At 65.5% G+C, this 22,871-nt stretch carries 23 protein-coding genes; 12 read left to right on the top strand and 11 right to left on the bottom strand.

Going from position 1 to position 22,871, the window contains the following annotated elements; translation table 11 throughout:
* Positions 1-19: 19 nt before the first annotated feature.
* Positions 20-1,240 (top strand): amidohydrolase family protein, encoded by a 1,221-nt coding sequence (locus RDV64_RS12595; protein WP_309195273.1) that lies wholly within the window; start codon positions 20-22, stop codon positions 1,238-1,240.
* 295 nt (positions 1,241-1,535) lie between these two features.
* Positions 1,536-1,907 carry a hypothetical protein gene (locus RDV64_RS12600; RefSeq protein ID WP_309195274.1) on the top strand — a complete coding sequence of 124 codons (372 nt, stop codon included), beginning with the start codon at positions 1,536-1,538 and terminating at the stop codon, positions 1,905-1,907.
* Positions 1,908-2,090: 183 nt separating this feature from the next.
* Here RDV64_RS12600 and RDV64_RS12605 read toward each other — a convergent pair whose 3' ends face one another.
* The 7 genes from RDV64_RS12605 to RDV64_RS12635 form a co-directional block, all read right to left on the bottom strand.
* Positions 2,091-2,537: a MarR family transcriptional regulator gene (locus RDV64_RS12605; RefSeq protein WP_309195275.1), complete on the bottom strand. Its 447-nt coding sequence runs from the start codon at positions 2,535-2,537 to the stop codon at positions 2,091-2,093.
* A 48-nt stretch (positions 2,538-2,585) separates the two neighbouring features.
* Positions 2,586-3,764 (bottom strand): Acg family FMN-binding oxidoreductase, encoded by a 1,179-nt coding sequence (locus RDV64_RS12610; protein WP_309195276.1) that lies wholly within the window; start codon positions 3,762-3,764, stop codon positions 2,586-2,588.
* 134 nt (positions 3,765-3,898) lie between these two features.
* Complete coding sequence (locus RDV64_RS12615; RefSeq protein ID WP_309195277.1) at positions 3,899-4,105, bottom strand: hypothetical protein; 207 nt, start codon at positions 4,103-4,105, stop codon at positions 3,899-3,901.
* On the bottom strand, positions 4,099-4,548 hold the full coding sequence (locus RDV64_RS12620) for a MarR family transcriptional regulator (protein ID WP_309195278.1): 450 nt from the start codon (positions 4,546-4,548) through the stop codon (positions 4,099-4,101). The genes RDV64_RS12615 and RDV64_RS12620 overlap by 7 nt, the downstream gene beginning before the upstream one ends.
* Before the next feature lie 33 nt (positions 4,549-4,581).
* Entirely contained in the window at positions 4,582-4,875 is a 294-nt protein-coding gene (locus tag RDV64_RS12625) for a putative quinol monooxygenase (protein ID WP_309195279.1), read from the bottom strand.
* A 181-nt stretch (positions 4,876-5,056) separates the two neighbouring features.
* On the bottom strand, positions 5,057-6,193 hold the full coding sequence (locus RDV64_RS12630) for a MarR family transcriptional regulator (RefSeq protein ID WP_309195280.1): 1,137 nt from the start codon (positions 6,191-6,193) through the stop codon (positions 5,057-5,059).
* A gap of 6 nt (positions 6,194-6,199) precedes the next feature.
* Positions 6,200-6,868 (bottom strand): SGNH/GDSL hydrolase family protein, encoded by a 669-nt coding sequence (locus RDV64_RS12635; protein ID WP_309195281.1) that lies wholly within the window; start codon positions 6,866-6,868, stop codon positions 6,200-6,202.
* Positions 6,869-7,087: 219 nt separating this feature from the next.
* Between RDV64_RS12635 and RDV64_RS12640 the strand changes: the two genes are divergently transcribed.
* The 6 genes from RDV64_RS12640 to RDV64_RS12670 all read left to right on the top strand — a co-directional run bounded on the left by RDV64_RS12640 (position 7,088) and on the right by RDV64_RS12670 (position 14,580).
* On the top strand, positions 7,088-8,086 hold the full coding sequence (locus RDV64_RS12640) for a sugar ABC transporter substrate-binding protein (protein WP_309195282.1): 999 nt from the start codon (positions 7,088-7,090) through the stop codon (positions 8,084-8,086).
* Between the two features lie 78 nt (positions 8,087-8,164).
* Entirely contained in the window at positions 8,165-9,139 is a 975-nt protein-coding gene (locus RDV64_RS12645; protein ID WP_309195283.1) for an ABC transporter permease, read from the top strand.
* Position 9,140: 1 nt separating this feature from the next.
* The gene (locus RDV64_RS12650) at positions 9,141-9,923 is read left to right on the top strand and encodes an ATP-binding cassette domain-containing protein (protein WP_309195284.1); all 783 of its coding nucleotides are present in this window, start codon (positions 9,141-9,143) and stop codon (positions 9,921-9,923) included.
* Positions 9,924-10,065: 142 nt separating this feature from the next.
* Positions 10,066-11,715: an alpha/beta-hydrolase family protein gene (locus RDV64_RS12655; RefSeq protein WP_309195285.1), complete on the top strand. Its 1,650-nt coding sequence runs from the start codon at positions 10,066-10,068 to the stop codon at positions 11,713-11,715.
* Entirely contained in the window at positions 11,700-12,569 is an 870-nt protein-coding gene (locus RDV64_RS12660) for a hypothetical protein (protein ID WP_309195286.1), read from the top strand. Before RDV64_RS12655 ends, RDV64_RS12660 begins: the two co-directional genes overlap by 16 nt.
* Positions 12,570-12,855: 286 nt before the next feature.
* Complete coding sequence (locus RDV64_RS12670; protein ID WP_309199499.1) at positions 12,856-14,580, top strand: ABC transporter ATP-binding protein; 1,725 nt, start codon at positions 12,856-12,858, stop codon at positions 14,578-14,580.
* 51 nt (positions 14,581-14,631) lie between these two features.
* Here the strand turns inward: RDV64_RS12670 and dgoD are convergent, their stop codons facing one another.
* The 4 genes from dgoD to RDV64_RS12690 form a co-directional block, all read right to left on the bottom strand.
* Positions 14,632-15,804 carry a galactonate dehydratase gene (gene dgoD / locus RDV64_RS12675; protein ID WP_309195287.1) on the bottom strand — a complete coding sequence of 391 codons (1,173 nt, stop codon included), beginning with the start codon at positions 15,802-15,804 and terminating at the stop codon, positions 14,632-14,634.
* A gap of 37 nt (positions 15,805-15,841) precedes the next feature.
* Positions 15,842-17,119 carry a TRAP transporter large permease gene (locus tag RDV64_RS12680; RefSeq protein WP_309195288.1) on the bottom strand — a complete coding sequence of 426 codons (1,278 nt, stop codon included), beginning with the start codon at positions 17,117-17,119 and terminating at the stop codon, positions 15,842-15,844.
* Positions 17,116-17,649: a TRAP transporter small permease gene (locus RDV64_RS12685; RefSeq protein ID WP_309195289.1), complete on the bottom strand. Its 534-nt coding sequence runs from the start codon at positions 17,647-17,649 to the stop codon at positions 17,116-17,118. Before RDV64_RS12685 ends, RDV64_RS12680 begins: the two co-directional genes overlap by 4 nt.
* Before the next feature lie 111 nt (positions 17,650-17,760).
* Positions 17,761-18,795 carry a DctP family TRAP transporter solute-binding subunit gene (locus RDV64_RS12690; RefSeq protein WP_309195290.1) on the bottom strand — a complete coding sequence of 345 codons (1,035 nt, stop codon included), beginning with the start codon at positions 18,793-18,795 and terminating at the stop codon, positions 17,761-17,763.
* 134 nt (positions 18,796-18,929) lie between these two features.
* Between RDV64_RS12690 and RDV64_RS12695 the strand changes: the two genes are divergently transcribed.
* From RDV64_RS12695 to RDV64_RS12710, 4 genes are all read left to right on the top strand, one after another.
* Positions 18,930-19,700 carry a FadR/GntR family transcriptional regulator gene (locus tag RDV64_RS12695; RefSeq protein WP_309195291.1) on the top strand — a complete coding sequence of 257 codons (771 nt, stop codon included), beginning with the start codon at positions 18,930-18,932 and terminating at the stop codon, positions 19,698-19,700.
* Between the two features lie 283 nt (positions 19,701-19,983).
* Positions 19,984-20,964, top strand: coding sequence for a C4-dicarboxylate TRAP transporter substrate-binding protein (locus tag RDV64_RS12700; protein WP_309195292.1), 981 nt, complete (start codon positions 19,984-19,986; stop codon positions 20,962-20,964).
* Between the two features lie 169 nt (positions 20,965-21,133).
* The gene (locus RDV64_RS12705; protein WP_309195293.1) at positions 21,134-21,586 is read left to right on the top strand and encodes a TRAP transporter small permease subunit; all 453 of its coding nucleotides are present in this window, start codon (positions 21,134-21,136) and stop codon (positions 21,584-21,586) included.
* Positions 21,586-22,866, top strand: a complete 1,281-nt coding sequence (locus RDV64_RS12710; protein ID WP_309195294.1) for a TRAP transporter large permease — start codon at positions 21,586-21,588, stop codon at positions 22,864-22,866. Before RDV64_RS12705 ends, RDV64_RS12710 begins: the two co-directional genes overlap by 1 nt.
* The last annotated feature ends 5 nt before the right edge of the window (positions 22,867-22,871 follow it).

The following is a 22,871-nucleotide window of genomic DNA, read 5'->3' on the forward strand; positions in this document are numbered from 1 at the left end:
CTGCAATGGGACGCTCACCATGGACCTCACGCTTCACGACGTTCGCCTTGCCGGCGCCCCCGCCGAACTGGTCGACATCGGCATCGCGGACGGCAAGATTGTTGCAGTCGCAAAGGGTCTGCCGCGTGATGGCAAGTTGATCGACGGGGAGGGCCGCCTCGCCGTTCCCGGCTTTTGCGAAAGCCACATCCACCTCGACAAATCCTGCATCCTCGACCGCTGCACCATGACCGGCGGCATCGAGGGCGCGATTGCCGAAGTGGGCCGCCTCAAGGCTGCCTTTTCCGAGGAGGATGTGGCCGAACGGGCGAGCCGCACGCTCGAAAAGGCCGTTCTCCAGGGCACCCAGAAGATGCGCACCCATGTGGAGGTGGACCCGGTGATCGGCCTGCGCGGCTACGAGGGCGTCAAGGCGGCGATTGCCCGGTGGGCGTGGGCGATCGACGTGGAAATCTGCGTCTTCCCGCAGGACGGGATGACCAACAATCCCGGCACCGAGGAGCTGATGGCCAAGGTGCTGGAGGACGGCGCCATGGTGGTCGGCGCCACGCCCTACACCGACACCAACCCCAAGGCCCAGATCGACCGCGTCTTCAACCTTGCCCGCCGCTTCGATGTCGACATCGACATGCACCTCGACTTCGGCACCGACCCCGAGAACCTCGACGTGGAGCACGTTGCCCGCCGCACCGAGGAATATGGCTGGGGCGGCCGCGTGACGGCGGGCCACGTCACCCGCTTCACCGCCCTGTCACCCTCGGCGCTGACGGACCTGTCCCGCCGCCTTGCCGACGTCGGCGTCGCGATAACGGTGGTGCCGTCCACCGATCTTTTCCTGATGCACCGCGGCAGCGACCTGGTGGACCCGCCTCGCGGCGTCACGCCATTGCACCTGATGGCGGCTGAGGGCGTGACCTGCTCGCTCTCCACCAACAATGTCCTCAACCCGTTCACGCCCTACGGCGACTGCTCGCTGATCCGCATGGCGAACCTTTACGCCAACATCGCCCAGCTCGGCAGCCCCGCGTCGCTGGCGGAGTGCCTCGCCATGGTTTCCACCGATGCGGCGCGCCTGATGAACCTCGAAGGATACGGGATCGGCGTAGGAAATGCTGCCGATCTGGTGCTCTTGGACGCGGCGGACCCGGCAATGGCGGTGGCGGAGCTGGCGGTGCCGATGCTGGGGGTCAAGGACGGGCGGCCAACGTTTGCGCGGGAGCGGGCGCGGTTGTTCGGGTGAGGGGGCAGACCTTTTGTTAAGGCCGCTGCCTTGACGGTTGGTTGCACGAACGCGAACCGCGTCGGCAAGCGGCATTCTCAAGGCACGCTCTGGCAGATCCGCTGAGGGGGCCGAGACGGACGGTTGCCGCAGAAACGGCCGCCGGTGCGCAAGCGGTCAATCTGGACGAAATTCTTCAAATGCGTGGGTTGTGATGTCGGTCACGTGAAGATGACGAAGCCGTCATCATCTTCAATGCATCGGCAACGGGCCGGAACCCGAAACAAACGTTGCAAGCATCTGGAGATTTCCGACCATGAATATCAAGAAAACCATTGTCGCTGCTTCCACCGCAATCGCACTGTCTGCCGCGGCTGTCGCAGCCCCCACCGCCGCTTCTGCAACCCCCTTCGCCGCGCTGAAGAGCGCCCAGATCGAAACCGCCGCAACCGCCGTCGATACCGTGGGCAGCCGCAGCAGGCGCCATCGCCGCCCGCACCGCGGCCACCGGGGTCGCCACTTCAACAACGGTGCAGCGGCTGCCATCGGCTTCGGTGCCTTCGCCCTCGGCGCGGCCCTTGCCGCCAACGCTGCCCCGCAGCGGGTCTACTGCCGCGACGTGCGCACCGAGCGCTGGAGCCCCCGCCGCGGCGCCTACGTCATCCGCATCAAGCGCGTCTGCAACTGACACGCACTCCAATTACGGCAAAAGACTTTTCAATCTGCTTGTCAGTATGGATTTATTCTAGATCTTTTCAGTCGAAGTAAGCCCGCCTCTGTTTCAGGGGCGGGCTTTTTCGTGGTGCGATCGCGGATTGATCGTGCTTTGGTACTGGCTCGGTGCGGCAACTGCCACACGGCCCGCCAGCGTTCAGGATGGTCCATCCCGCTCCGCATCGAGCCAGACACGCACCGCGGCAAGTGCCGGAAGAGCGGCTTCGATCGAACTGGCCGGCACGGCCCTCGCCAGCCGCTCCAGGCTTGGCGCGAGTGCCGCAATCGCGCGCTCGCGTGCGGCCCGCCCGCCTTCGGTCAGCGTGACGATCTTGGCGCGGGTATCTTTCAGGTCGGGCGCGACCTCGATGTAGCCCTTCGTTTCGAGGCGGTGCAGCGTGTTGGTCATCGTGGCTTTCGTCACCTGCATGGCATTGGCAAGCCGCACAGGGCTCCACGCACCGCCGAGGCGAACGAAATGGTTGAGGACGATGAACTGCGGCAGCGTAAGATCGTCCGGCATCACGCGCTCGAACAGGCGCGACGCGAGCTGGTCGATGATTCCGACTTCGTTGAGAAACCGGAAATGCGGCGGATCGGCCACCGCATTTCCCTCTTGCGTTTTGGCGTCGTCGGCGATGGGGCGCGGCTCCTAGTCCACAATGCGCGTTTCGGCCGGCCATCGCGGGCTGGGCGGCACCGCAGGACCATAGCCGAGCCGGGCAAGCATCTGAAGCGTTTGTGACCCCTCCGTCCCCGTCATGGTGCGCACCTTCCGAAAAAGTGGGGCCATGGCGTCGAACTCCTGCAGCATCTGGCTCTGCGGATGGACCGCGAGGCCGGATGCTGTTGCCGCAAGGTTGATCCGCAGCCAGTCCCGGCCGGCGGCGAGCTGATCGGCACGCGTGTTGCCGTTGCTGACCTGCCAGATATAGGCGGGCGTGGCGCGCATGGGCCGGATGGCGTAGTCGACCATCTGGCTCACGAGCGGGTTTCCGTCCGGCGCGCGCAAGGATTTTATCCCGTAGCCTTCCTGCGTGATCTCCTGCCGGAATGCGTCGCGCGTCAGAATTCCCCTGGCGGCAAGGTCCTCGATCTGCGGGCCGGTGAGATCCACCCCATCGGGGCGTGCATCCACCTCGGCGCGGCCGATGCGGAGCAGATCGACGCTCTCCATTGCGGTTTCGCGCGTTCCCATCTCGATTTCCATGGCGGCGATGGTCTCGGTCCGCAGCGCCTCGACCTCGCCCTGATCGACCGTGCCGGCGAGCGACGTTCCGTTGGCGCAGGACCTGGCAAGTGTGGCGAGGTTGTCCTGCGTCACCCGGCGCGTCATGTCGTAAGGCTCCTTGTTGGAGCGCCGGTCGAGCACGGCGGAAAAGAGCGGATCGGCTGCCGCTCCTTCGCTGAGCGAAATGCGGGCGACCGGGCGACCGTCAAGCTGCGGATGGGGTTCGCCCTCCGGAAACGGGACGACATTTGCCGCAAGGCCCTGCTGGGCCGCAGCCATGACCAGAAGTTCGGTGAAGCAACCAAGGCCGATGGTGATCTGGCGGTTGAACGGATCGGTGACCGGCAAGCGCCGATCAAGGTCACAGAAGAGAAGCAGCGAGTCGTCTCCCTGCATCTTCACCAGCCACGGCTGGCGGTTGTGCGGGCTTGGCGCCAGCACCGCCCAAGAGAGTGCGAGCCGGCGGGGCTCCGTCTCAAAGGAGCCGGCGGCGAGCCAAGGGCGCTGGGCCTTTGCGCTCTGCTGCGCGCGAACCGGGTTGGCCGCGATGATCGCAGCACCGGCAATGACCTTGAGGACATGACGTCGATGAAGAGGCATGGGGTCCACCATCTGGTTCAATATCGAACTATATAGTTAGACATTGAACCATATTCGTCAAGGCGATCTCGTCAGCGGGTCCCGCCCGCCTCATCTCCGTCAAATGCCGGTCCGTCGCGAACGTCTCCGGCCCGCTATCTGTTTTGGAAGGAGCGGCGCCAAACCGTGTTGACGAGCGGCACGATCGCAAGTGCGTTCAGCGGAACGAGGGCAGCGGTGAGGAGCAGCGTCTTCAACGGAAGCGACATGTGCAGCTCGGCCCAGTCGAAGGCGAGAAGCGCAAATGTCACCAACGGATAGACGCAAGCCCAGACGAGGATGAGGCGAGCAAGCGTCAGCATGGCGGTTCCTGATTTGTCATGAATTGGTCGATCTCCTGGAAGTAACCCGGCAGGACCCGGTCCAGCGTCTGTTTGCCGGTGTTCGTGAGCGCGATCGTCTTTGCGCGCTTGTCCGTGCCGTGCGGATTGACGGTAATCAGACCGGCCTCTGCCATCGCCTGGAGCGTCCGGCTCATGACGGGCTTGGCGACATCGAGCCTGTCGATGACCTCGCCGATCGTCAGGTCGTCCCGGTCCGGCTCGCGGTCGACGACGATGAGGACGAGAAAGCGCAACTGCGAGAGGCCGTGCTGCGCGAAGTACGCCTCTAGGCGACGGACGAGAAGACTCGCCCGCCGCATCATCGTCAGCGCATCGTCGACCGCGTCGACGTTCATGGCGGGAAAGCGCGCGCTGTAACGCTCCATCATCGCCCGCGTCGGCAACTCCTTGAGGAAGAACATGTCAGCGAAGGCCGACACCGGCGAGGGCGCGGGTCATGCCAGCCTCCGCATCTTCGTGATCACCACAGGCTCAGCGAGCCAGTTCTCGTATTTCGCGAAAACGGCCTTGGTGTAGGGCTGCGCGTAATGCGCCTTCAGCGCATCCTCATCGCGCCATTCCTCATAAAGATAGAGGCAGCCGTCCTGTGCGTTTTCGTGCAGGGCGAAGCCCTGACAACCCGGCTCGTTTTCAGTTTCCGGGACGATCCGCCGAATGGCCTCCCTGGCGGCATCAAAGTGCACAGGCTTCGGCCGGATCTGAGCGAACAGGAAAAGGGGTTCTGTCATCTGATCACCATCTTCATTTCGTTATCATGGTAACTATATGGGCACAGCCAGATCGTCAAGAGGTTGGGGCGGCCATTGATCCGCTACCTCAAGATCTGGAATCTTACGGGACGCCCGGCGCGCACAGGCTGAGGCCGGGACGCACGATGCACGCTGCCGCGTTCGCCACCTCAGCCGCGGATCATTCCGCGGTCACGTGCCAGTCCTGCGAAAAGCGGGACGACATCACAGCCGCCGCCGCGCCGGATGCCTTCGCCCACTGCGCGTTGTGGCCAATCTCGGTGGGCACGGCGACGCCGCGGTCCGTGAAGGCGGCATCGACCGTTGCCGCCAGCGCCGCAAGATGCCGGGCGGCGAAAGGGGCGACCAGCACAGTCTTCGGCACATCGAGGAAGGCGAGGAGGCCGATAATGGCGTTGGTGATCCGGATGGAAACGTCCGCGCCCCATGCGGCCAAGGCCGGGGCGGCAGTGTCCGGCAGCGTCTCGCCCATCCAGAAGCCGGCGAGCGGGATGCCGGCGGCGTCCAGCTGTGCCTCAAGCGCGCTCATGCCGGGAAGGGCGATGAGGGTGTCATCGAACCCCACCTGCGCCTGTCCGTTCAGCACAACGCGAGCCTGCGCGTTGGCGCCGATGTGGCAGTAGACGAAGCGGTCGTCACCCGCGCCGTAAAGGATCTGACCGATGGCAGCGCTCGTCGCATCATCGACGATGACGCAGGAGAGGCCGGTTTCACGGGTGAGGCGGTTCTCGATGTCGCCGAGCCCCGCCTCCGGGCTCCACCCCTCGTCCGGCCCCGAAGGCTTCGGCCCCCAGTGCGCCTTGTTGACGCCAAGCCCCAACCCCAGGCAGCGCGAACGCACGAGATCGCCGGCGCCCGCCAGCACCTCGGCTGCGAGCGCAATCACCTGCGTGCCGAGGCCGTCGCCGCGCGCAATCGGCCGCCGCAGCGTGCCGCGCAGGTTTCCGCGAAAATCGAGCACGCAAACGTCGATCACCTTCACGCCCACATAAACGCCAAGGGCAAAAGCCCCGTCCGGGTTGAGCGAAAAGGGCGTGGTGGGCGGACCGACCCGGCCGCGGCTCGATTCTTCCTCGCTGACGAGACCGTCCTTCAGAAGCGCCCGGATCAGCACCGAAACGGTCTGCGCCGAAAGCCCGGTCCGCTGTCCGATCTCGAAGCGGGACAGCGTCTTCTCGCGGCGCAGGAGGTCGAGCACGAGCCGCTCGTTGTGGCTGCGGACGCTCATCTGGTTCAGCCCGCCAGCCTTGGAGCGCGCCAGTAGCACCGGCGCAGGGGCGAAGCGCATATCGGGCATGAGGCGTCAGCCGCCGGTGCGGTTGGCGGAAAGCGGCGCCCAGCCGATCAGCTCCACCTGCCGCGCCATCGCCGCGCCAAGCTCCTGGTGGCCTTTCAGGTCGAGGTGGAAGCCATCTTCGGCGTAACCGGTGACGGCGCTGCCGGCGTCGAAGAAATGCACCTCGAGCGCATCGGCGACCTTCTCGAACTCGGCGGCAAGCTGGAGCGACTTTTCGTGTCCGCCGCGGAACATCGGCTCCCAGTCTCCCAGCTCGGCCTTGGTCGGCGGCGGGGAAACGAGGATGACTTCGGGCATCACGCCGAGCCGGTTGACGCCCAGCCCGCGAATATCCTCGATCAGCACGCGTACGCCCATGGCAATCTCGCTGGCGGGCTTGTTGAAGCGGATCTTCAAATCGTTGGTGCCGAGCATCAGGATCAGCGCGTCGATGGGGCGGTGGCTGAGGAGGCAGGGGGCCAGGTAGCGCCGGCCATTGCGCAGCTCGCCCTCGATGGGGTCGTCGCTGACGGTCGTGCGGCCGGACAGGCCTTCTTCGATCACCATCCAGTCCGGCCCGAGGAGGCCGCGCATGATGCCGGGCCAGCGTTCGGTCGGCCCGAAACGCTCGGCCGGACGGTCGGCAGAGGTCTGCCCATAGGTGTTGGAATCGCCGTAGCAGAGCACTGATCGCACCGTCTGGATCTCCATCGCGTGGGTTGGACCGTTTTGGACGCGCGCCAGCACTGCACGCTCAAGGGTCGGGAGAAATAGCAAGGCTACGCTGAACTTACAATAATCATTCTGCGTGAATAACTATTGACAGCCCGCCAAGCCGCATGTTGGTTGTGCGCCCATACGCCGCCCAGAGGGGACGGCTCCCGCGCAACGACGCGGATGATGGAGGAGACCCCCATGCGACCCATCGACAGATATCGGAAGAGCTTGAAAAAGGGCCTCGCCATCGGCGCGCTGGCCCTGGCCGCTGCGTTGCCGCAGGCAGCGCGCGCGCAGGATGGCCCCATCATCGTGGTCAGCGGCCCCTTGTCGTGGCCGTTCTTCGCCGCGGTGAAACAGGGCTTCGATGACGGCGCCGAAGCCTTCGGCCTCGACTACCAGTACGTTGCCGTCACCGAAACCGCCAACATGACGAGCGACTATCCGCGCCTCCTGCAGCAGGCGATCAGCCGCAACCCGAAGATGCTGCTGGTCGGCAATTTCTTCCCCGACGGGATGGACCCGCTCATCAAGGAAGCCACGGCAAAGGGCATTCCGGTCCTGACCCACAATTCGGGCCAGAACCTGTGGCAGGGCAACGGGTCGCTGGGTTTCGTGGGAGAAGACCCGTACCAGATGGGGTGGAAGGCTGGCGAAATTCAGGCTGAAGCTGGCGTGAAACTAGGCCTCTGCTTCAACCAGGTGCCGGGCAATCCCACCGTGGAAGCACGCTGCACCGGCTATGTCGACGCGATGGAGAAGGCGGGCGCCGAAACCATTTACCAGACCATCGGCACCGGCGACGCCACCAACCCGCAGGCCATGGCGCAGGCAATCTCCGGCACGCTGCGCGCCAACGCCGGGATCGACGGCATCTATACGCTGAACGCAGTGCCCGCCATGAGCGCGTTGCGCGCGGTGGAAGACAATGGCCGCGCCGGCGAGGTGATGATCGGCACGGCGGACCTTTCCAACGAAGTGCTGATGGCCATCAAGGACGGCAAGATCGCCTTTGCGATGGACCAGCAACCCTACCTGCAGGGCTTCATGTCCATGCAGATCGCCAACCAGTACCTGAATTACGGCATGCACCCCATCGGGGCCGTGACCACCGGTCCGCTGGTGATCGACGCCACCAATGTCGACCGCACGCTGGAGGTGAACAAGGAACATCCGGGGATCCGCGGCGCCTCCTGACCGAACCCCACACAAACCCTCCGGCGCGTGCAAACTCGCGCGCCGGCTTTTCACTGACCGGCAGAACGAAAGCCCGCGATGACCGCCAAACTCTTCCGACGGCCGGAAACCGGCGCAGTCGCCGCCTTCCTGCTGACCTACATCTTTTTCGCCGTGTTCACCTATTCCAACGGTTTCGTCAGCTGGAACGGCACCGTGGGGTGGATGAACCTTGCCGCCGAGCTGGGGCTGGTCGCCATCCCCGTCGCCTTGCTGATGATTGCCGGCGAGTTCGACCTGTCCATCGGCTCCACGGTGGGCATGGCCTCCATGGTGCTTGCCATCGGAACCAGCCATTTTGGCGCGCCCATCTGGCCGATGATTGCGCTGGCGCTGGCGGCGGGCGTGGTGGTGGGGCTCGTCAACGGTATTGTTGTGGTCCGCACCGGGCTGCCGTCCTTCATCGTGACGCTGGCCACCAACTTCATCGTCATCGGTGGCACCATGGGCGTTGCGCGGCTTCTCACCAACGTCACCTCCATGTCGATTGCGACGAGCCCTTCGGCGCGGGCGGTGTTTGCGGGGCGCTGGGAGCAGGCCAACGCCTCCATCGTGTGGTGGCTGGCGGCGGCGCTGATCGGCACATGGGTGCTGGGCCGCACGGTGTTCGGCAACTGGATCTACGCCACCGGCGGCAACCTCACTGCCGCGCGCGGGGCGGGTGTGCCGGTGGAGCGCGTGAAGGTCCTTCTCTTCATGGCGACGGGATTTGCGGCGGCACTGGTCGGCATCATCCAGGGCATCCAGTGGAACTCCGGCAATGCCACCTACGGGATGGGTTACGTGTTTCAGGCCCCCATTGTGGTCGTGATTGGCGGCGTGCTTCTGGGCGGCGGCTACGGGACCGTTGGCGGTGTCGTGGTGGCAACCGCGCTGTTCGGGGTCATCTCCACCGGCATCTTCTACACCGGGTGGAGCACGGACTGGATCCAGCTTTTCCTCGGCGCGCTTCTGGGCGCGGCCGTTCTCGCCAACAGCTATGTGCGCAAGTTCGCAATGTCGGGAGGGCGCTGAGATGGCCGAACCCATTCTGGAGCTGCGGAATGTCTCCAAGCACTTCGGCGCCACCCGCGCGCTGACGGACGTGTCCGTCGCGCTGGAGCCGGGCAAGATCCACTGCCTGCTCGGCGACAACGGGGCCGGCAAGTCGACCCTCATCAAGGTGATGTCCGGCTACCACGCACCGTCGTCCGGCGAGATCCGCTTCGGTGGCCGTGCGCTGAAGTTTGCAAGCCCTCGCCACGCCCGCCAGCTCGGCATCGCCACCGTGCACCAGGACGTTGGCACCATTCCGCTGATGAGCGTCGGGCGCAATTTCTTCCTCGGTGCAGAGCCCACCAAAGGCCGCTGGCCGGTGCGCTGGCTCGACCGGGCGAAAGCCAACGCCATCGCGCTCTCCGAGATGCAGCGGTTCGGCATCACCCGCATTCGTGATGCCGAACAGCTTGTCGGCACCATGTCAGGCGGCGAGCGGCAGGTGCTCGCCATTGGCCGCGCCATGTATTTCGGCGCCAAGGTCCTCATTCTCGACGAACCGACGTCCGCGCTTGGCGTCAAGGAATCGGCGATCGTTCTGAAGATGATGAAGCAGGTTGCCGCAGACGGGATCGCGGTCATCTTCATCACTCACAATGCGCGGCACGCCATGGCGGTGGGGGATGATTTTTCCGTCCTCATCCACGGCGCGGTGGCGGCCTCGTTTCGCCGCGGCGAAGTCAGCCGGGACGAGCTTCTCAACCTGATGGCCGGCGGTGAGGACATGGCCGCTCTGGAAGTGGACCTCGACGCGGTGGAGTAACGATCGCGTCAGGCTCATCGCTCGATGCCATTTATCGGACCACGCCCTAGGACAGGGTCTGCGGGCCGGTTACAGTCAGGCCAGAACGTTCCAGATTTGAGCTGAAACACCTATGAATGGCCGCAATAATGGACGCGCAGGCATGCGCGCGTTTGGGCTTGCCGTCCTGCCTCTCCTCCTTGGCCTCTCCTTCTTTGCGGCCTCGCTGACCCCGTCCCTCATCCCGCGCGGCTGGTTGCTGCAAGGGATACTGGCGGGGCTCGTCACCGGGATCGGCTACGTCATCGGGCAGATTCTGCTCACGGCATGGCGCGCAATCGACCTTCCTCGCTTCACCGGCCGGCGCGCGGTCATCGCCCATGCCCTGGTTGCGGTGCCCGTGGTCCTGCAGCTGGGCTGGAGCTTCTGGCGGGCGGCGGACTGGCAGGATTCCATCCGCGAGCGGCTCGCCCTCCCGCCGGTCGAAGACCTCTACATCTTCTACATCATCGGCGCTGCAATCCTCACGTTCGCGGTTCTCTTCGTCCTCGGTTGGGCCGCGCAGAAGATGTTCGACACCCTGCGCTTCCGGCTGTACCGGGTCATGCCGGCGCGCACGGCAAACGTTCTGGGCCTCCTGCTTGCGGTTCTTTTCATCGTGCTCGTCACCCGCGACGGTGTCGTGCGCGCGGCCATGAACAGCATGGAAGCCTCCTACGCCGCTGCGCAGGAACTGTTCGCCGATGCACCGCCCGCACCGGATGATCCGAGCCTTGCCGGCAGCGCCGCCTCGGTGATCGATTGGGGCGCGATGGGACAGCCGGGTCGCAATTTCGTTCTCGATGGACCGGATGCTGCGGTGATTTCGGCGTTCTCCGGGCGGCCGGCGAAGGAGCCGATCCGGGTCTATGTCGGGCTGGCGGACGCTGATGGCCCGAAATCGCGGGCAGAGCTTGCTCTGGAAGAATTGAAGCGGGTCGGCGCCTTCGACCGCAAGGTTCTCGTTGTGGCAAGCCCCACCGGCACGGGGTGGCTCGATCCCGGCGGTCATGAACCGCTGGAGTTCATGCATGATGGCGACATCGCCACCGTGGCGGTTCAATACTCATACCTGCAATCGCCGTTCGCCCTTGTTTTCGAAACGCAATCGGGGCTGGAACAGGCGTCCGCAACCATGCAGACGATCTACGAATACTGGCGGACCCTGCCGCCCGACGCGCGGCCTGAATTCTACCTGCACGGCCTCAGCCTCGGCGCCTGGTCGTCGATGTATTCGTTCGACATGTTCCGGGTCATCAACGATCCGGTCCAGGGCGCGCTGTGGACCGGACCGCCATTCCCGTCGCGGCTCTGGAACCTTGCCAATTCCGAGCGCAACCCCGGCTCGCCCTACGTTCTGCCGATCGTCGGCACCGGGGAGCTTGTGCGGTTCACGTCACAATTTGGTGGTCTGGAGCGGACACCGGATCCGTGGGGGCGGCTGCGGATCGTGTTCCTGCAGCACGCTTCGGATGCGATCGTCTTTTACGAGCCGCAATCGTTCTGGCGCGCCCCGGAGTGGATGCGTGAGCCAAGGGCGCCCGATGTATCCCCGCTCATGCGCTTCATCCCCGTGGTCACGCAGTTCCAGCTCGCTCTCGACATGGCGCTCGCGCTGGGCGTGCCCCCTGGCTACGGGCACAACTATGCCGCCGAGGACTATATCGGCGCCTGGGTTGCCGTGACCGACCCGGCCGGCTGGACCGAGGCCGACACAGCGCGGCTGAAGGAGTGGTGCGGCGTGGAATGGGGTCTTGGGTGCCGAAAGGAATAGTCCTCTGGGTTGTCGCCGCATGCGGCGGCATCCTTCTGGTTCTGGGGCTGAACACCCTTCGCCATGCCGCAGGCTGGTCGACCTTCGACGATACGCCCGACAAGCGCGCCCGGCGCCTTTCGGCCGAGTGGCGCCTTCAGATGCCGGACGGGCCGGGGCCGCACCCGGCGGCCATCCTTCTTTCGGGATGTGACGGCGTGCGGGACAACATGGCCTACTGGGCAGATGTCCTTGCCCGATCCGGCCGGGCAACGCTGATTGTCGACAGTCACACGCCGCGCGGTCTGGATCAGCTTGAAAGCTGGCGGCTGGTCTGCGCGGGGCAGGCGTTACCGGGGGCCGAGCGCTCGGGTGACGTCGCCGTGGCGCTGGCTACACTTGCCGACATGGCGGAGATTTCGGACGACGTGGTCATCCTCGGCGGTTCCCATGGCGGTTGGACGGCGATGGAATTCGTCGCACACGCCGCTTCCGGCGAGGTGCCGCCCGGTCTCACGCGCTGGCCGGCCCCTCCGGAGGATCTTCTGGGGCAGGTTTCCGCGGTGGTTCTCCTTTACCCCTATTGCGGCATCCTCAACGGCGCGACGTCGGGAAGGTGGCCGCCGGACCTGCCAGCCCTCATGATCCTCGGCGAAGAAGACAGCATCGTCAGTACGCCGTCATGTCTGGGGGCGGCAGAAGAGCTTCGCGAACGCGGCGCGCCGATCACCACACGGGTGCTGGAAGGTGCGGACCACGGGTTCGACCAGCGCGAGAGATCGCCGGTCTCGACCCTCATCTTCGACGAGGGCCTGCGTGACGAGGCGGAAAACCAGATCGAAGCCTTCTTGAAGGACGTTGCCTCAAGAGACTGAAAACTGCCGGGCGCCCCAGCCCCCGAGGGACGGCAGTGATGGGGCTGGGCGCGCGTTGACCTGGCGATGACGCCACAGCGGGGCCGGCCGCAGACGCCTGCATCGCCGCGCTGGCAACCGAAGACACGCTGGTCGTTTTGGCAGGCCCCGTGGCGGAGGCGCTGATTGTCGCCTTCCGCCGCAATCGGCCCCTCTGTCCCGGCCGGGCAAAACCGTGGCAGAAGAAGCTGACGGCACGGGTCTGGCATCGGCAAACCCGCTCGCCGCCCTTCTCCAGAGGCTTTGCATGCTGCGCCAGTTCTTTTCCTACTATGCGCCATGGCGGCGCCTGTTCGTGCTGGACTTCGGCTCCGCCATCATCGCCGGGCTCCTCGAACTCGGCTTCCCCATTGCCGTCAAGGTTTTCGTCGACCGGCTGATGCCCTCCGGCAACTGGGAGCTGATCGCGCTCGCCACCGCCGCGCTCTTCGCCATCTACGCACTCAACACCGCGCTGATGGTGGTGGTCACCTACTGGGGCCACATGCTGGGCATCAACATCGAGACGGAGATGCGGCGCCGGGCCTTCGAGCACCTGCAGAAGCTGTCGTTCGGCTACTTCGACAACGTCAAGACGGGCCACCTCGTCGGCCGGTTGACGAAGGATCTGGAGGAAATCGGCGAGATTGCGCATCACGGGCCGGAGGATGCCTTCCTGGCCGTCATGACCTTCATCGGCGCCTTTGCGCTGATGCTGTCGGTGCACTGGGAGCTTGCCGTCATCACCGGCATTGTAGTGCCGCTGGGCGCGTTCATCACCGCCCGCTACGGCGCGCGGATGACGGATACCTGGCGCCGCATCTACGCATCCGTGGGCGATTTCAACGCGCGGATCGAGGAAAATGTGGGCGGCATTCGCGTGGTGCAGGCCTTTACCAACGAGGCGCACGAGCGGTCGCTGTTTGCCGTCAACAACGCCGAGTACAGGCGGCGCAAGCTGTCGGCCTACTGGATCATGTCGGCAAGCCAGGCGCTCAATTACATGACCATGCGCGGCACCCAGGTGATCGTGATGGTGGCCGGCACCTGGTACGTGGTGGAGGGCGATCTCTCCATCGGCGGCTTCGTCGGCTTCCTCCTCCTCGTCAACGTCTTCTTCCGGCCGATGGAGAAGATCGCGGCGGTGCTGGAGACCTACCCCAAGGGCATTGCGGGCTTCCGCCGCTATTGCGAATTCCTCGCCACCGAGCCGGACGTGGCCGACCGCCCGGCGGCGCAACCCGCCACAATCGGCGGCGCGCTGACGTTCGACAACGTCGCGTTCGCCTACCAGAAGGGGAAGCCGGTTCTCGACGGCATCAGCTTCGAGGTGGAGGAGGGCGAGACCGTCGCCTTTGTTGGCCAGTCGGGCGCGGGCAAGACGACCATCTGCTCGCTGGTGCCGCGCTTTTACGACGTGACCGCCGGAGCAATCCGCATCGACGGGGTGGACGTGCGCGACATGACGCTGGAATCGCTGCGCCGGCAGGTGGGCGTGGTGCAGCAGGACGTGTTCCTGTTCGGCGGCACGCTGCGCGAGAACATCGGCTACGGCAACCTCGGTGCCTCGGAGGCGGCCATCGTTGCGGCCGTGGACAAGGCGAGCCTGACGGAAACCGTCGCCGCGTTGCCGATGGGGCTGGACACGGTGATCGGCGAGCGGGGCGTGAAACTGTCCGGCGGGCAGAAGCAGCGCCTCTCCATCGCGCGCATGTTCCTGAAGGACCCGGCCGTCCTCATCCTCGACGAAGCCACCTCGGCGCTCGACACCCGGACCGAGGCGCAGGTGCAGGGCGCGCTGTTCGAGCTTGCCCGGGGGCGCACCACGCTCATCATCGCGCATCGCCTGTCCACGGTGCGCACCGCCCACCGCATTCTGGTGGTGGAGCGGGGCCGCATTGTGGAGGACGGCGACCATGCCACGCTTCTGGCCCGCCGCGGCGTCTATCACGGCCTCGTCTCGGTGGGGGAACTTGCGGCCGCCGCAGAGTAGCCGCCGCAAGCCGGGTGCGCGTTCCGACCTTTGAGAAGCTGAGGCGCCCGCCTACCAGTTGGCGATGGTGCCGTCGGCGAGGACGGCTTCCGTCGCGGGGATCACCTCCTGCGCGAAGGGGTGTGCAGCGGCAGCCTTCTCGTTGAGTTCGAGGCCGAGACCGGGGCCTTCCGGCACCATCCAGGCGCCATCCTGAAGGCGGAGCGGGTTCTCGAACACCTCGTTGAACCAGGGCACGATGCCCGTCGCCTCCTCCTGGATGACGAAGTTGGGGGTTGCGACGTCGAAATGGAGCGCGACGGTGCTGGCGACCGGGCCCATCGGGTTGTGCGGCATGATCCCCATGTGGCCGGCTTCGGCGATGGCGGCGATCTTCCGCCCGCCGGTCAGCCCGCCGCAATGGCAAAGGTCGGGCTGAACGTAGGCGACGGCGCGCAGCTGTGCCACTTCGGCGAACTCGCCGGGGGTGAACAGGCGCTCCCCGGTGGCAAGCGGGCAGTCGACCCGGCGCGCAAGGTCGGCCATCGCGGGCGTGTCGCCGGGCTGGATCGGCTCTTCCACGAACATCGGCTTGATGGGGGCGATGGCGTCGATATAGGCCTTTGCCGCATCGATGCTGTCCGGCCGGCCATGAAAATCGGTCATGATGTCGACGTTTTCGCCGACGCGCTCGCGCACCGCAGCGGCCAGCTCCGCGACGTGGCGGACAGACGACGGCGATGCATCGTAGGCGACATAGGGCACGAACCCGAGCTTGATCGCGTCATAGCCCATCGCGACCGTTTCCTCGACCGCATCGCAGAATGCGCCGATGTCGCCGGCAGCAACGTGGCCGTCCACCTTGCCGCGGCGCATGTGGGTGTAGACGCGCACCCGGTCGCGCACCTTGCCGCCCAGAAGCTGCCACACCGGCACGCCAAGGTCCTTCGCCTTGATGTCCCACAGCGCCTGTTCGATGCCCGAGACGGCGGTGAGGCCGATGGCGCCCAGCGGCCAGAAGCTGAAGCGCGTCATCCGCCGCACGATCTGCTCGATGTTGCGCGGATCCTGGCCGATGATGAACGGGGCAAGGTCCTCGATGGCGCCGGTGACTGCGCGGGTTTTCCATTCCAGCGTTGCCTCGCCCCAGCCGTAGAGGCCGGGCTGGTCGGTCACGACCTTGACGCAGATCCAGTTGCGGATGACGGCGTTGACGACGGTGGTTTCGACGGCGGTGATCTTCACGCAGAGACTTTCGTAACGGGTTGTGGGCCGCGCGGCGCTAGCGGGGGTTGAGCAGCGAGGGCAGCCAGCTGGAAAATTCCGGGACGAGGCAGAGAAGCGCGACCGCGCAAAGCTCGGCAATCAGGAACGGCATCAGCGCGCGCAGGAGCGGCAGCATCCGCACGTTGCCAACGCGCATGACGACGTAAAGGACGACGCCGACCGGCGGCGTGATGAGGCCGATGGCAAGGGTCAGCATCACCACCATCGCCGCCTGCAAGGGGTCGATGCCGAGTTCGTAGACGGCCGGCATCAGGAGCGGCACAAAGATGAGGATCGCCGCGCCAATATCGAGGAAGGTGCCGAGGATCAGCATCAAAAGCGCGATGGCGAAGAGGAACAGCGTCGGCTGCGCTTCGAACATGGAGGCCGCCGCGCTCACCCAAGACGAGATGCCGAGGAGGTTGAGCGCGTAGGACAGAATGGTGGCCGCCGCCACCAGCAGGTAGATGGTGGCCGACACCCGTGCCGCCTTGAGGAAGGCGCGCCACAGCCCCTTCATGTCCAGCGCGCGGAAGACGACGACAGCGAGGAACGTGGCGTAGGCAACCGCGATGCCCCCGCCTTCGGTGGCGGTGTAGGCGCCCACCACCATTCCGCCGACGATGACGATCGGCAGCGTCATCACCGCCGCGCCTTCGAACACCATGCGCCACACGCCGTCCGACATGTCGATCCTGCGCGGCTTGGGGAGCTTGCCGCGGATTGCGCCGATGGCGACCACCGCCGCGCACGCCCCGCCCAGGAGCAGGCCGGGAAACACCCCGGCGAGGAACAGGTCGATCACCGACAGTCCGCTGACCGCCGCCATCAAGATGGCAAGGCCGGAGGGCGGGATGATCGGGCCGATGATGGAGGAGGCGACGGTGAGCGCCGCCGCATAGTCCTTGCGGTAGCCCTCCTTCGGCATCTCCTCGATGAACACGCGGCCGAGCGCGGCGGAGTCGGCCACGGCCGACCCAGAAATGCCGGCGAACATGACCGACGCGCCGATGTTGGCAAACGCGGTGCCGCCGCGCAGCCAGCTCGTCGCGGTGGACGCGATGGAGATCAGCCGCGCGGTGATCCCGCCCTGGCTCATGATTTCGGCGGCCAGAATATAAAACGGGACCGCAAGGAAGATGAACGAATCGACCCCGGTGAACAGCCGCGTGACGACGACGCCCATGGGGATGCCGAAGAGCCAGACGCCCAGCATTCCCGCAAGGCCGAGCGCGAATGCCACCGGCACACCGATGAGGAGGAGGCTGAGCCCCGCAATGGCGACCTGGATCATTTCACGCTCCGCGGGGCATTCACGAGGTCGGTCTCGGCATCGGGGCTGTCGTCGGTGTCGGGCTCGAAGCCGGCGAACCAGGTGAGCGCGATCTGCACGATCATCAGCGCCGCGCCGACCGGCAGCGCCATGTACGGCACGATCATCGGGATGCGCGATGCGGGCGCCACCTGCGCCGCGTTGCGCAGCGCAAGCGGCCAGCCGTACCAGACGATGACACCGCAGAAGATTGCAGCGACCGAGTAGAGGCCCGAGCGGACGAAGCGCGCATGCTCCGGCTTCACGAGGCTTTCCAGCGCCTCAACGCCCATGTGCTCGACGCGGAAGATGCAGGCGACCGAGCCCATCATCATCAGCCAGATCATGCCGTAGCGCATGGTCTCTTCGGTCCAGCTGAAGCCGGTGTTGAAGAAATAGCGGCCGCCCACCTGCGTGAGGTTCAGGACCGTGACGACGATCATCAGGATCGCAGCGATGGTCTCCGTCGTGCGGGCAAGCAGTCTGGACAGGAAAAGAGCGCGTTCACGCATGGGGGTCCTCGCCACTCATCGGCTCCGGCCGCCTTTACGGGGCGGCTCCGGCGGTGCGGCATCGGGGAGGGGGAGGCCGACGCCTCTTGTCGAGGCGCCGGCTGAACGGGCTTATTTGCTGGCGGTGCCGTAGAGTTCGGCCTTGGCCGCGTCGACGGCGGACAACAGCTCGCCGACCACCTCTTCGCCGACATTTTCCTCGATGAACTTGGTCACCGGGGCCTGCGTCAGCTCCTTGAAGGCGGCCTTCTCGTCGGGGGTGGAGACGTGGATCTCCATGCCGAGTTCATCGGCAAGCTTCTCGGAGAAGCGCCAGTCGCCCTCGGTCTTCTGCAGGTTCTCGGTCCATGCCATCAGCTGCGCGGCATCGACGATGATCTGCTGCTCGCCGGGTTCCAGCGCCTCGAACCACTCGTTGTTGGCGATGATGACGTGCAGGCCGAAGACGTGCTCGTTGAGGGTGTAGTACTTCTGCACTTCGCCAAGGCCGCCGCCATAGACCACCGCGGGCGGGTTCTCTTGGCCGTCGACCACGCCCTGGCGCAGCGAGAGCAACACCTCGGCGCCCGAGATCGGCGTTGCCGTGGCGCCCAGCGAGTTGACCAGCTCCATGAAGACGGGGCTCTCCATGGTGCGGATCTTGAGGCCGGAAATGTCACCCGGATTGACGATCGGCCGCACGTTGTTGGTGAACGAGCGGAAGCCGTTCTGCGAGAAGGCCAGCGCGCGGATGCCGGTCTGTTCCAGAATGTCGGCCTGCATCTCGCGGGCAAACTCGCCGTTGATGACCTTCCAGGCGACGGGGGCGGACTCGAACAGGTACGGGATCGACCACACCTGCATCTTGGGATAATAGCCCGCCATCGCGCCGTCGGCGGGGAAGGAGAGTTCGAGGCTGCCCTGCTGGACCTGCTCGATCATCTCGCGCTCGCCGCCGAGCTGGTTGTTGGGGAACAGGCGCACGGTCATGTCGCCGTTGCTCTTGAACTCGACGTATTCCTTGAAGCGGACGAGTGCGTTGTATTCGGGGAAGTCGCCTTCGGGGATGCCGATGCCGAACTTGATATCCGTGGCTTGCGCGGTGCCGGCGGCAAGGCCGAGGGCGCCTGCGAGCGCAACGCCGGTCAGACATTTGGTGAGATTCATGTTTCCTCCTCGTCGTCCGTTGGGCCTGGCACTGGTCGTTCCGGCCCCGGACAATCTGTTGTGCGTGATCGCCTCTAGGTATGATCTAGAGTGTGCGACAGTTGGCTCGCTGTAAAGGCCGGAGGCGCTGATTCTTGGACGCTAAGCCACAATCCGACGTGCCGGCGCACACCCGCCTCACGATTCCGCTTGAGTTCGCGTCGCCGCTTCCAACCGGCGCCGCCAAAAAGGCTGTGGACATTCTGGGGCGCCGGATCGTCAACGACGCCTATCCGCCGGACACCATCATGCCGACCGAGGCGGAGCTGGCGCAGTCGCTCGGGGTGAGCCGCGCCACGGTGCGCGATGCGGTCAAGGTGCTGTCCGGCAAGGGGCTGGTGCGCACGGCACGGCGCTACGGCACGCGGGTGCGTGCGGTGGAGGAGTGGAGCCTTCTGGACAGTGATGTCGTCTCCTGGCACGCGCCGGACCATCCGCGCATCAAGCGGATGTTCGGCGAGACGACCGAGCTTCGCACCATCATCGAGCCCGCCGCCGCGGCCCTTGCCGCAATCCGCGCAACAGCGGCGCAGATCGAGGTCATTTCCGAGGCCGCGCAGGCCATGGACCCCGGCCAGGGCGACGTTCAGACGCTGTTTTCGGCCGATTGCCGCTTTCACGTCACGCTGCTCGACGCGACCCACAACGACGTGATGCGCCAGCTGGCACAGATCATCGTGACAATGCTGCGCATCTCCTACGAGTTCGGGGTGCTGCAGATCGACGACAAGGGCGTCAGCCGCGAGGGGCACATTGCAGTGGCAAACGCCATCGAAGCGCGCGATCCGGCGGGCGCAGAGGCCGCCATGACGAAGATGCTCGACCAGAATCGCCGGATCGCCAGCGGCGCCTGGGCGAAACGCTGAACCGCGGCTGAGACCGGGCCGCAGGCGCCCGATAAACACACTCAAGAAGACCGGGGCAGGGCGCGAAACAGCGCCGGCGTGCTGGCGCGCCGTGCCGCGTGGTCAGGTTACGCCGCGCACCCCGCGAAGCCTTCACCCTGAACTGCCTGCCGCAATTCATTCCGGACAAAAATCTTCCCTTCTGCAGTGCCGGGTCTTCCCGTGCGTCGCCGGGCGTGATTAAGATTGCAGAACAACTAGAATTTCAGTTGGGTCGCATACCCGACTGTTGGGGAGAAAAATCATGCGTATTCATGCCAAGATTCTCGGCGCGGCTCTGGCCGTGGCGGCTGTGAGCGGCCTTGCCGGTCCGGTTTCGGCCGATACCACGCTGCGCCTCGGCACCGTGCTGGCGCCGAACGATCCGATGGGGCAGGGCCTCGAAAAGTTCGCCAAGGACGTGGAAGAGGCGACCGGCGGCGACGTGAAAGTCGAGATCTTCCACAACTCGCAGCTCGGCGACACGACCGAGATGCTCGATCAGGCCCGCGCCGGCGCCAATGTCGGCACCGTGACCGACGTTGCCCGCCTGTCCGACTTCGTGCCGCAGCTTGCCATCATGTCCGCCCCGTTCCTGTTCGACACCTACGAGGACGCCGACAAGTTCGCCGGCTCCGACGAATATCTCGCGTGGGGCGACGAGCTCGCCGAAAAGGCCGGCATCGTGATGCTGGCCTCCAACTGGTACCAGGGCGCCCGCCACGCGCTGACGCAGAAGTCGATCACCGCGCCGGCCGATCTTGACGGCGTGCGCATGCGCACAATCGGTGCGCCGGTGTGGATCGAAACCATCCGCGCCATGGGTGCCGAGCCGACCCCGATGCCCTGGGGCGAGGTCTATTCCGCGCTGCAGCTCGGCACGCTCGACGCCGCCGAAGCCCAGCCCACGGCAATCTGGGGCGCCAAGCTCTACGAGGTGATCGAGAACGTCACCAAGACCGGGCACATCCAGCTCGTCACGGCGCTGGTCATCGGCGCCGACACCTGGAACGAGATTTCGCCCGAGAACCAGAAGATCGTCCGTGATCTTGCCGTCGAGGACGGGCGTTTCGCCTCAGGCCTCACCATCGAACTTGGCGAGAAGGCGCTGACGGACGTTGCCGCTTCCGGCGTGACGATCTCCGAGGTTGACCTTGCCCCGTTCAAGGAAGCGGTCGCCCCGGTCTACGAAGAACTCGGCCTCACCAAGGAAAAGGCGATCGTCGAGAAGATCCTCGGCCAGTAAGGCGCCGATAGGCGGGGCATCCGCCTCCGGCGCGCTGCCGCGCACGGAAGGCCTGCCGCCAAGATCTAGACGCGCCCACAGACAGGGCGCGTCTGCCCGCCCGTTCCGCCGTCCGTCCCGGCGGACCCCGTGCCCGGCCGCCGCGCGGCGGCGCATTCCGAGATCCTTCATGTATCGCCACATCGAAACGGCATGTGCCGCCGTGCTTCTCGTTGCGATTGTCGTTCTGGTGGGCGTCGCCTCCGTGGCGCGTTCGGCCGGGTCGCCGATCATCTGGTCCGTCGAGATGGCCCAGCTCATGTTCGTGTGGCTGGTCTTCCTCGCCGCCGACATCGCCTTGCAGGAGGGCCGCCATTTCGGCCTCTCGCTGATCCTCGACAACCTCTCCGCCCCGGCGCGGCGGATTGCCGACATCGTCAACATCCTCATCATGATGGCGCTTCTGGCGTTCCTGCTGCCCTATGCGTGGAAGAACGTCGTGCTCATGCATCCGCGGCTCGACGGGGCGCTGCGCATCCACTCCTCCTATATTCACGGCTCGCTGCTGGTCGGCTTCATCCTGTTCGAGCGCACGCTCCTGATGCAGCTCATCGCACGCATCCGCCAGAAGGACGCGGCCTGATGCTCCTCACCATTGCCGCGCTCTTTGCGCTGTTCCTCGTCATCGGGCTGCCGGTCGCCTTCGCGCTGATGCTGGCCGCAATCCCCGTCTTCATCGCCACCGGCACCATGCCGCCCACCGTGGCGTTGCAAAAGATGGTGACGGCAACGCAGAGCTTTCCGCTGCTGGCCGTGCCCTTCTTCATCCTCGCCGGCAACCTGATGAATGCGACCGGCATCACCGACCGTCTCGTCACCTTCGCGCGCCTTCTGACCGGGTGGATGGCGGGCGGCCTCGCTCAGGTCTCCGTCGTCCTCTCCTTCATGATGGGCGGCATTTCCGGCTCCGCCGTCGCCGATGCCTCCATGGAGGCGCGCGTGCTCGGCCCTTCGATGCTGGCGCAGGGCTATTCGAAAGGCTCGACCGCCGCGATCATCGCGTTCGGCTCCATCATCACCGCGACGATTCCGCCGTCCATCGGGTTGATCCTGTTCGGCTTCATCAACGAGGTGTCCATCGGCCGCCTGTTCCTGGCCGGCCTGCTGCCGGGCCTGGTCCTGACGCTGGTGCTGATGGCGACGGTGTTCTTCGTCTCCAAAGTGCGCGGCTATCAGCCGGACATTCCGCACGTGCCTACAGCGCGCGAGCTTGGCAAGAGCTTCGTCTCGTCCATCTGGGCGCTCGCCTTTCCGGTGATCCTCATCGTCGGCTTTCGCTTCGGCTTTTTCACCGCCACCGAGGCGGGGGTGTTCCTGGTCTTCTACGCGCTCTTCATCGGCACCGTTGTCTACCGCGAGCTTACGCTGGCCAAGCTCTACCAGGCGATCCGCGAGTCGGTCTCCGACCTTGGCATGATCATGCTCCTCATCATGATGGCGGCGGTGCTGGGCTATGCCGTCACCATCGAGCGGGCGCCGCAGGAGATCACCGAGTGGGTGACGGGGCTCACCGACGATCCGCGGATGATCCTCGTTCTCGTCGTCATCCTGCTGGTGGTGTCGGGAATGTTCCTGGAGGGGGCGGCGAACATCCTCCTTGTCACGCCAATCATCTTGCCGGTGCTGATCAATGCCGGTTACGACCCGGTGCACATGGGGATCCTGATCGTGCTCCTCATCAATTTCGGCGGGCTGACGCCGCCGGTGGGGGTCATCATGTTCACCGTGTGCGGCATCCTGAAGTGCAAGACGGGTGAATTCACCACCGCTTCGGCGCCATTCTTTCTGGCGATGCTCATCTTCCTGATCATCCTTGCGGCGGTGCCCTGGCTGTCGCTCGCCCTGCCGCGTACGCTGATGTAGCGATG

The organism is Acuticoccus sp. MNP-M23 (assembly GCF_031195445.1).
In the GTDB taxonomy this organism is placed as follows: Bacteria; Pseudomonadota; Alphaproteobacteria; order Rhizobiales; family Amorphaceae; genus Acuticoccus.

Bases quoted from the DNA above. Each gene is read 5' to 3' on its own strand.
- RDV64_RS12595 (WP_309195273.1), top strand. From the start codon at position 20: ATGGACCTCACGCTTCACGACGTTCGCCTTGCCGGCGCCCCCGCCGAA.
- RDV64_RS12600 (WP_309195274.1), top strand. From the start codon at position 1,536: ATGAATATCAAGAAAACCATTGTCGCTGCTTCCACCGCAATCGCACTG.
- RDV64_RS12610 (WP_309195276.1), bottom strand. From the start codon at position 3,764: ATGCCTCTTCATCGACGTCATGTCCTCAAGGTCATTGCCGGTGCTGCG.
- RDV64_RS12615 (WP_309195277.1), bottom strand. From the start codon at position 4,105: ATGCTGACGCTTGCTCGCCTCATCCTCGTCTGGGCTTGCGTCTATCCG.
- RDV64_RS12620 (WP_309195278.1), bottom strand. From the start codon at position 4,548: ATGTTCTTCCTCAAGGAGTTGCCGACGCGGGCGATGATGGAGCGTTAC.
- RDV64_RS12625 (WP_309195279.1), bottom strand. From the start codon at position 4,875: ATGACAGAACCCCTTTTCCTGTTCGCTCAGATCCGGCCGAAGCCTGTG.
- RDV64_RS12630 (WP_309195280.1), bottom strand. From the start codon at position 6,193: ATGCCCGATATGCGCTTCGCCCCTGCGCCGGTGCTACTGGCGCGCTCC.
- RDV64_RS12640 (WP_309195282.1), top strand. From the start codon at position 7,088: ATGCGACCCATCGACAGATATCGGAAGAGCTTGAAAAAGGGCCTCGCC.
- RDV64_RS12645 (WP_309195283.1), top strand. From the start codon at position 8,165: ATGACCGCCAAACTCTTCCGACGGCCGGAAACCGGCGCAGTCGCCGCC.
- RDV64_RS12650 (WP_309195284.1), top strand. From the start codon at position 9,141: ATGGCCGAACCCATTCTGGAGCTGCGGAATGTCTCCAAGCACTTCGGC.
- RDV64_RS12655 (WP_309195285.1), top strand. From the start codon at position 10,066: ATGCGCGCGTTTGGGCTTGCCGTCCTGCCTCTCCTCCTTGGCCTCTCC.
- RDV64_RS12670 (WP_309199499.1), top strand. From the start codon at position 12,856: ATGCTGCGCCAGTTCTTTTCCTACTATGCGCCATGGCGGCGCCTGTTC.
- RDV64_RS12680 (WP_309195288.1), bottom strand. From the start codon at position 17,119: ATGATCCAGGTCGCCATTGCGGGGCTCAGCCTCCTCCTCATCGGTGTG.
- RDV64_RS12685 (WP_309195289.1), bottom strand. From the start codon at position 17,649: ATGCGTGAACGCGCTCTTTTCCTGTCCAGACTGCTTGCCCGCACGACG.
- RDV64_RS12690 (WP_309195290.1), bottom strand. From the start codon at position 18,795: ATGAATCTCACCAAATGTCTGACCGGCGTTGCGCTCGCAGGCGCCCTC.
- RDV64_RS12700 (WP_309195292.1), top strand. From the start codon at position 19,984: ATGCGTATTCATGCCAAGATTCTCGGCGCGGCTCTGGCCGTGGCGGCT.
- RDV64_RS12705 (WP_309195293.1), top strand. From the start codon at position 21,134: ATGTATCGCCACATCGAAACGGCATGTGCCGCCGTGCTTCTCGTTGCG.
- RDV64_RS12710 (WP_309195294.1), top strand. From the start codon at position 21,586: ATGCTCCTCACCATTGCCGCGCTCTTTGCGCTGTTCCTCGTCATCGGG.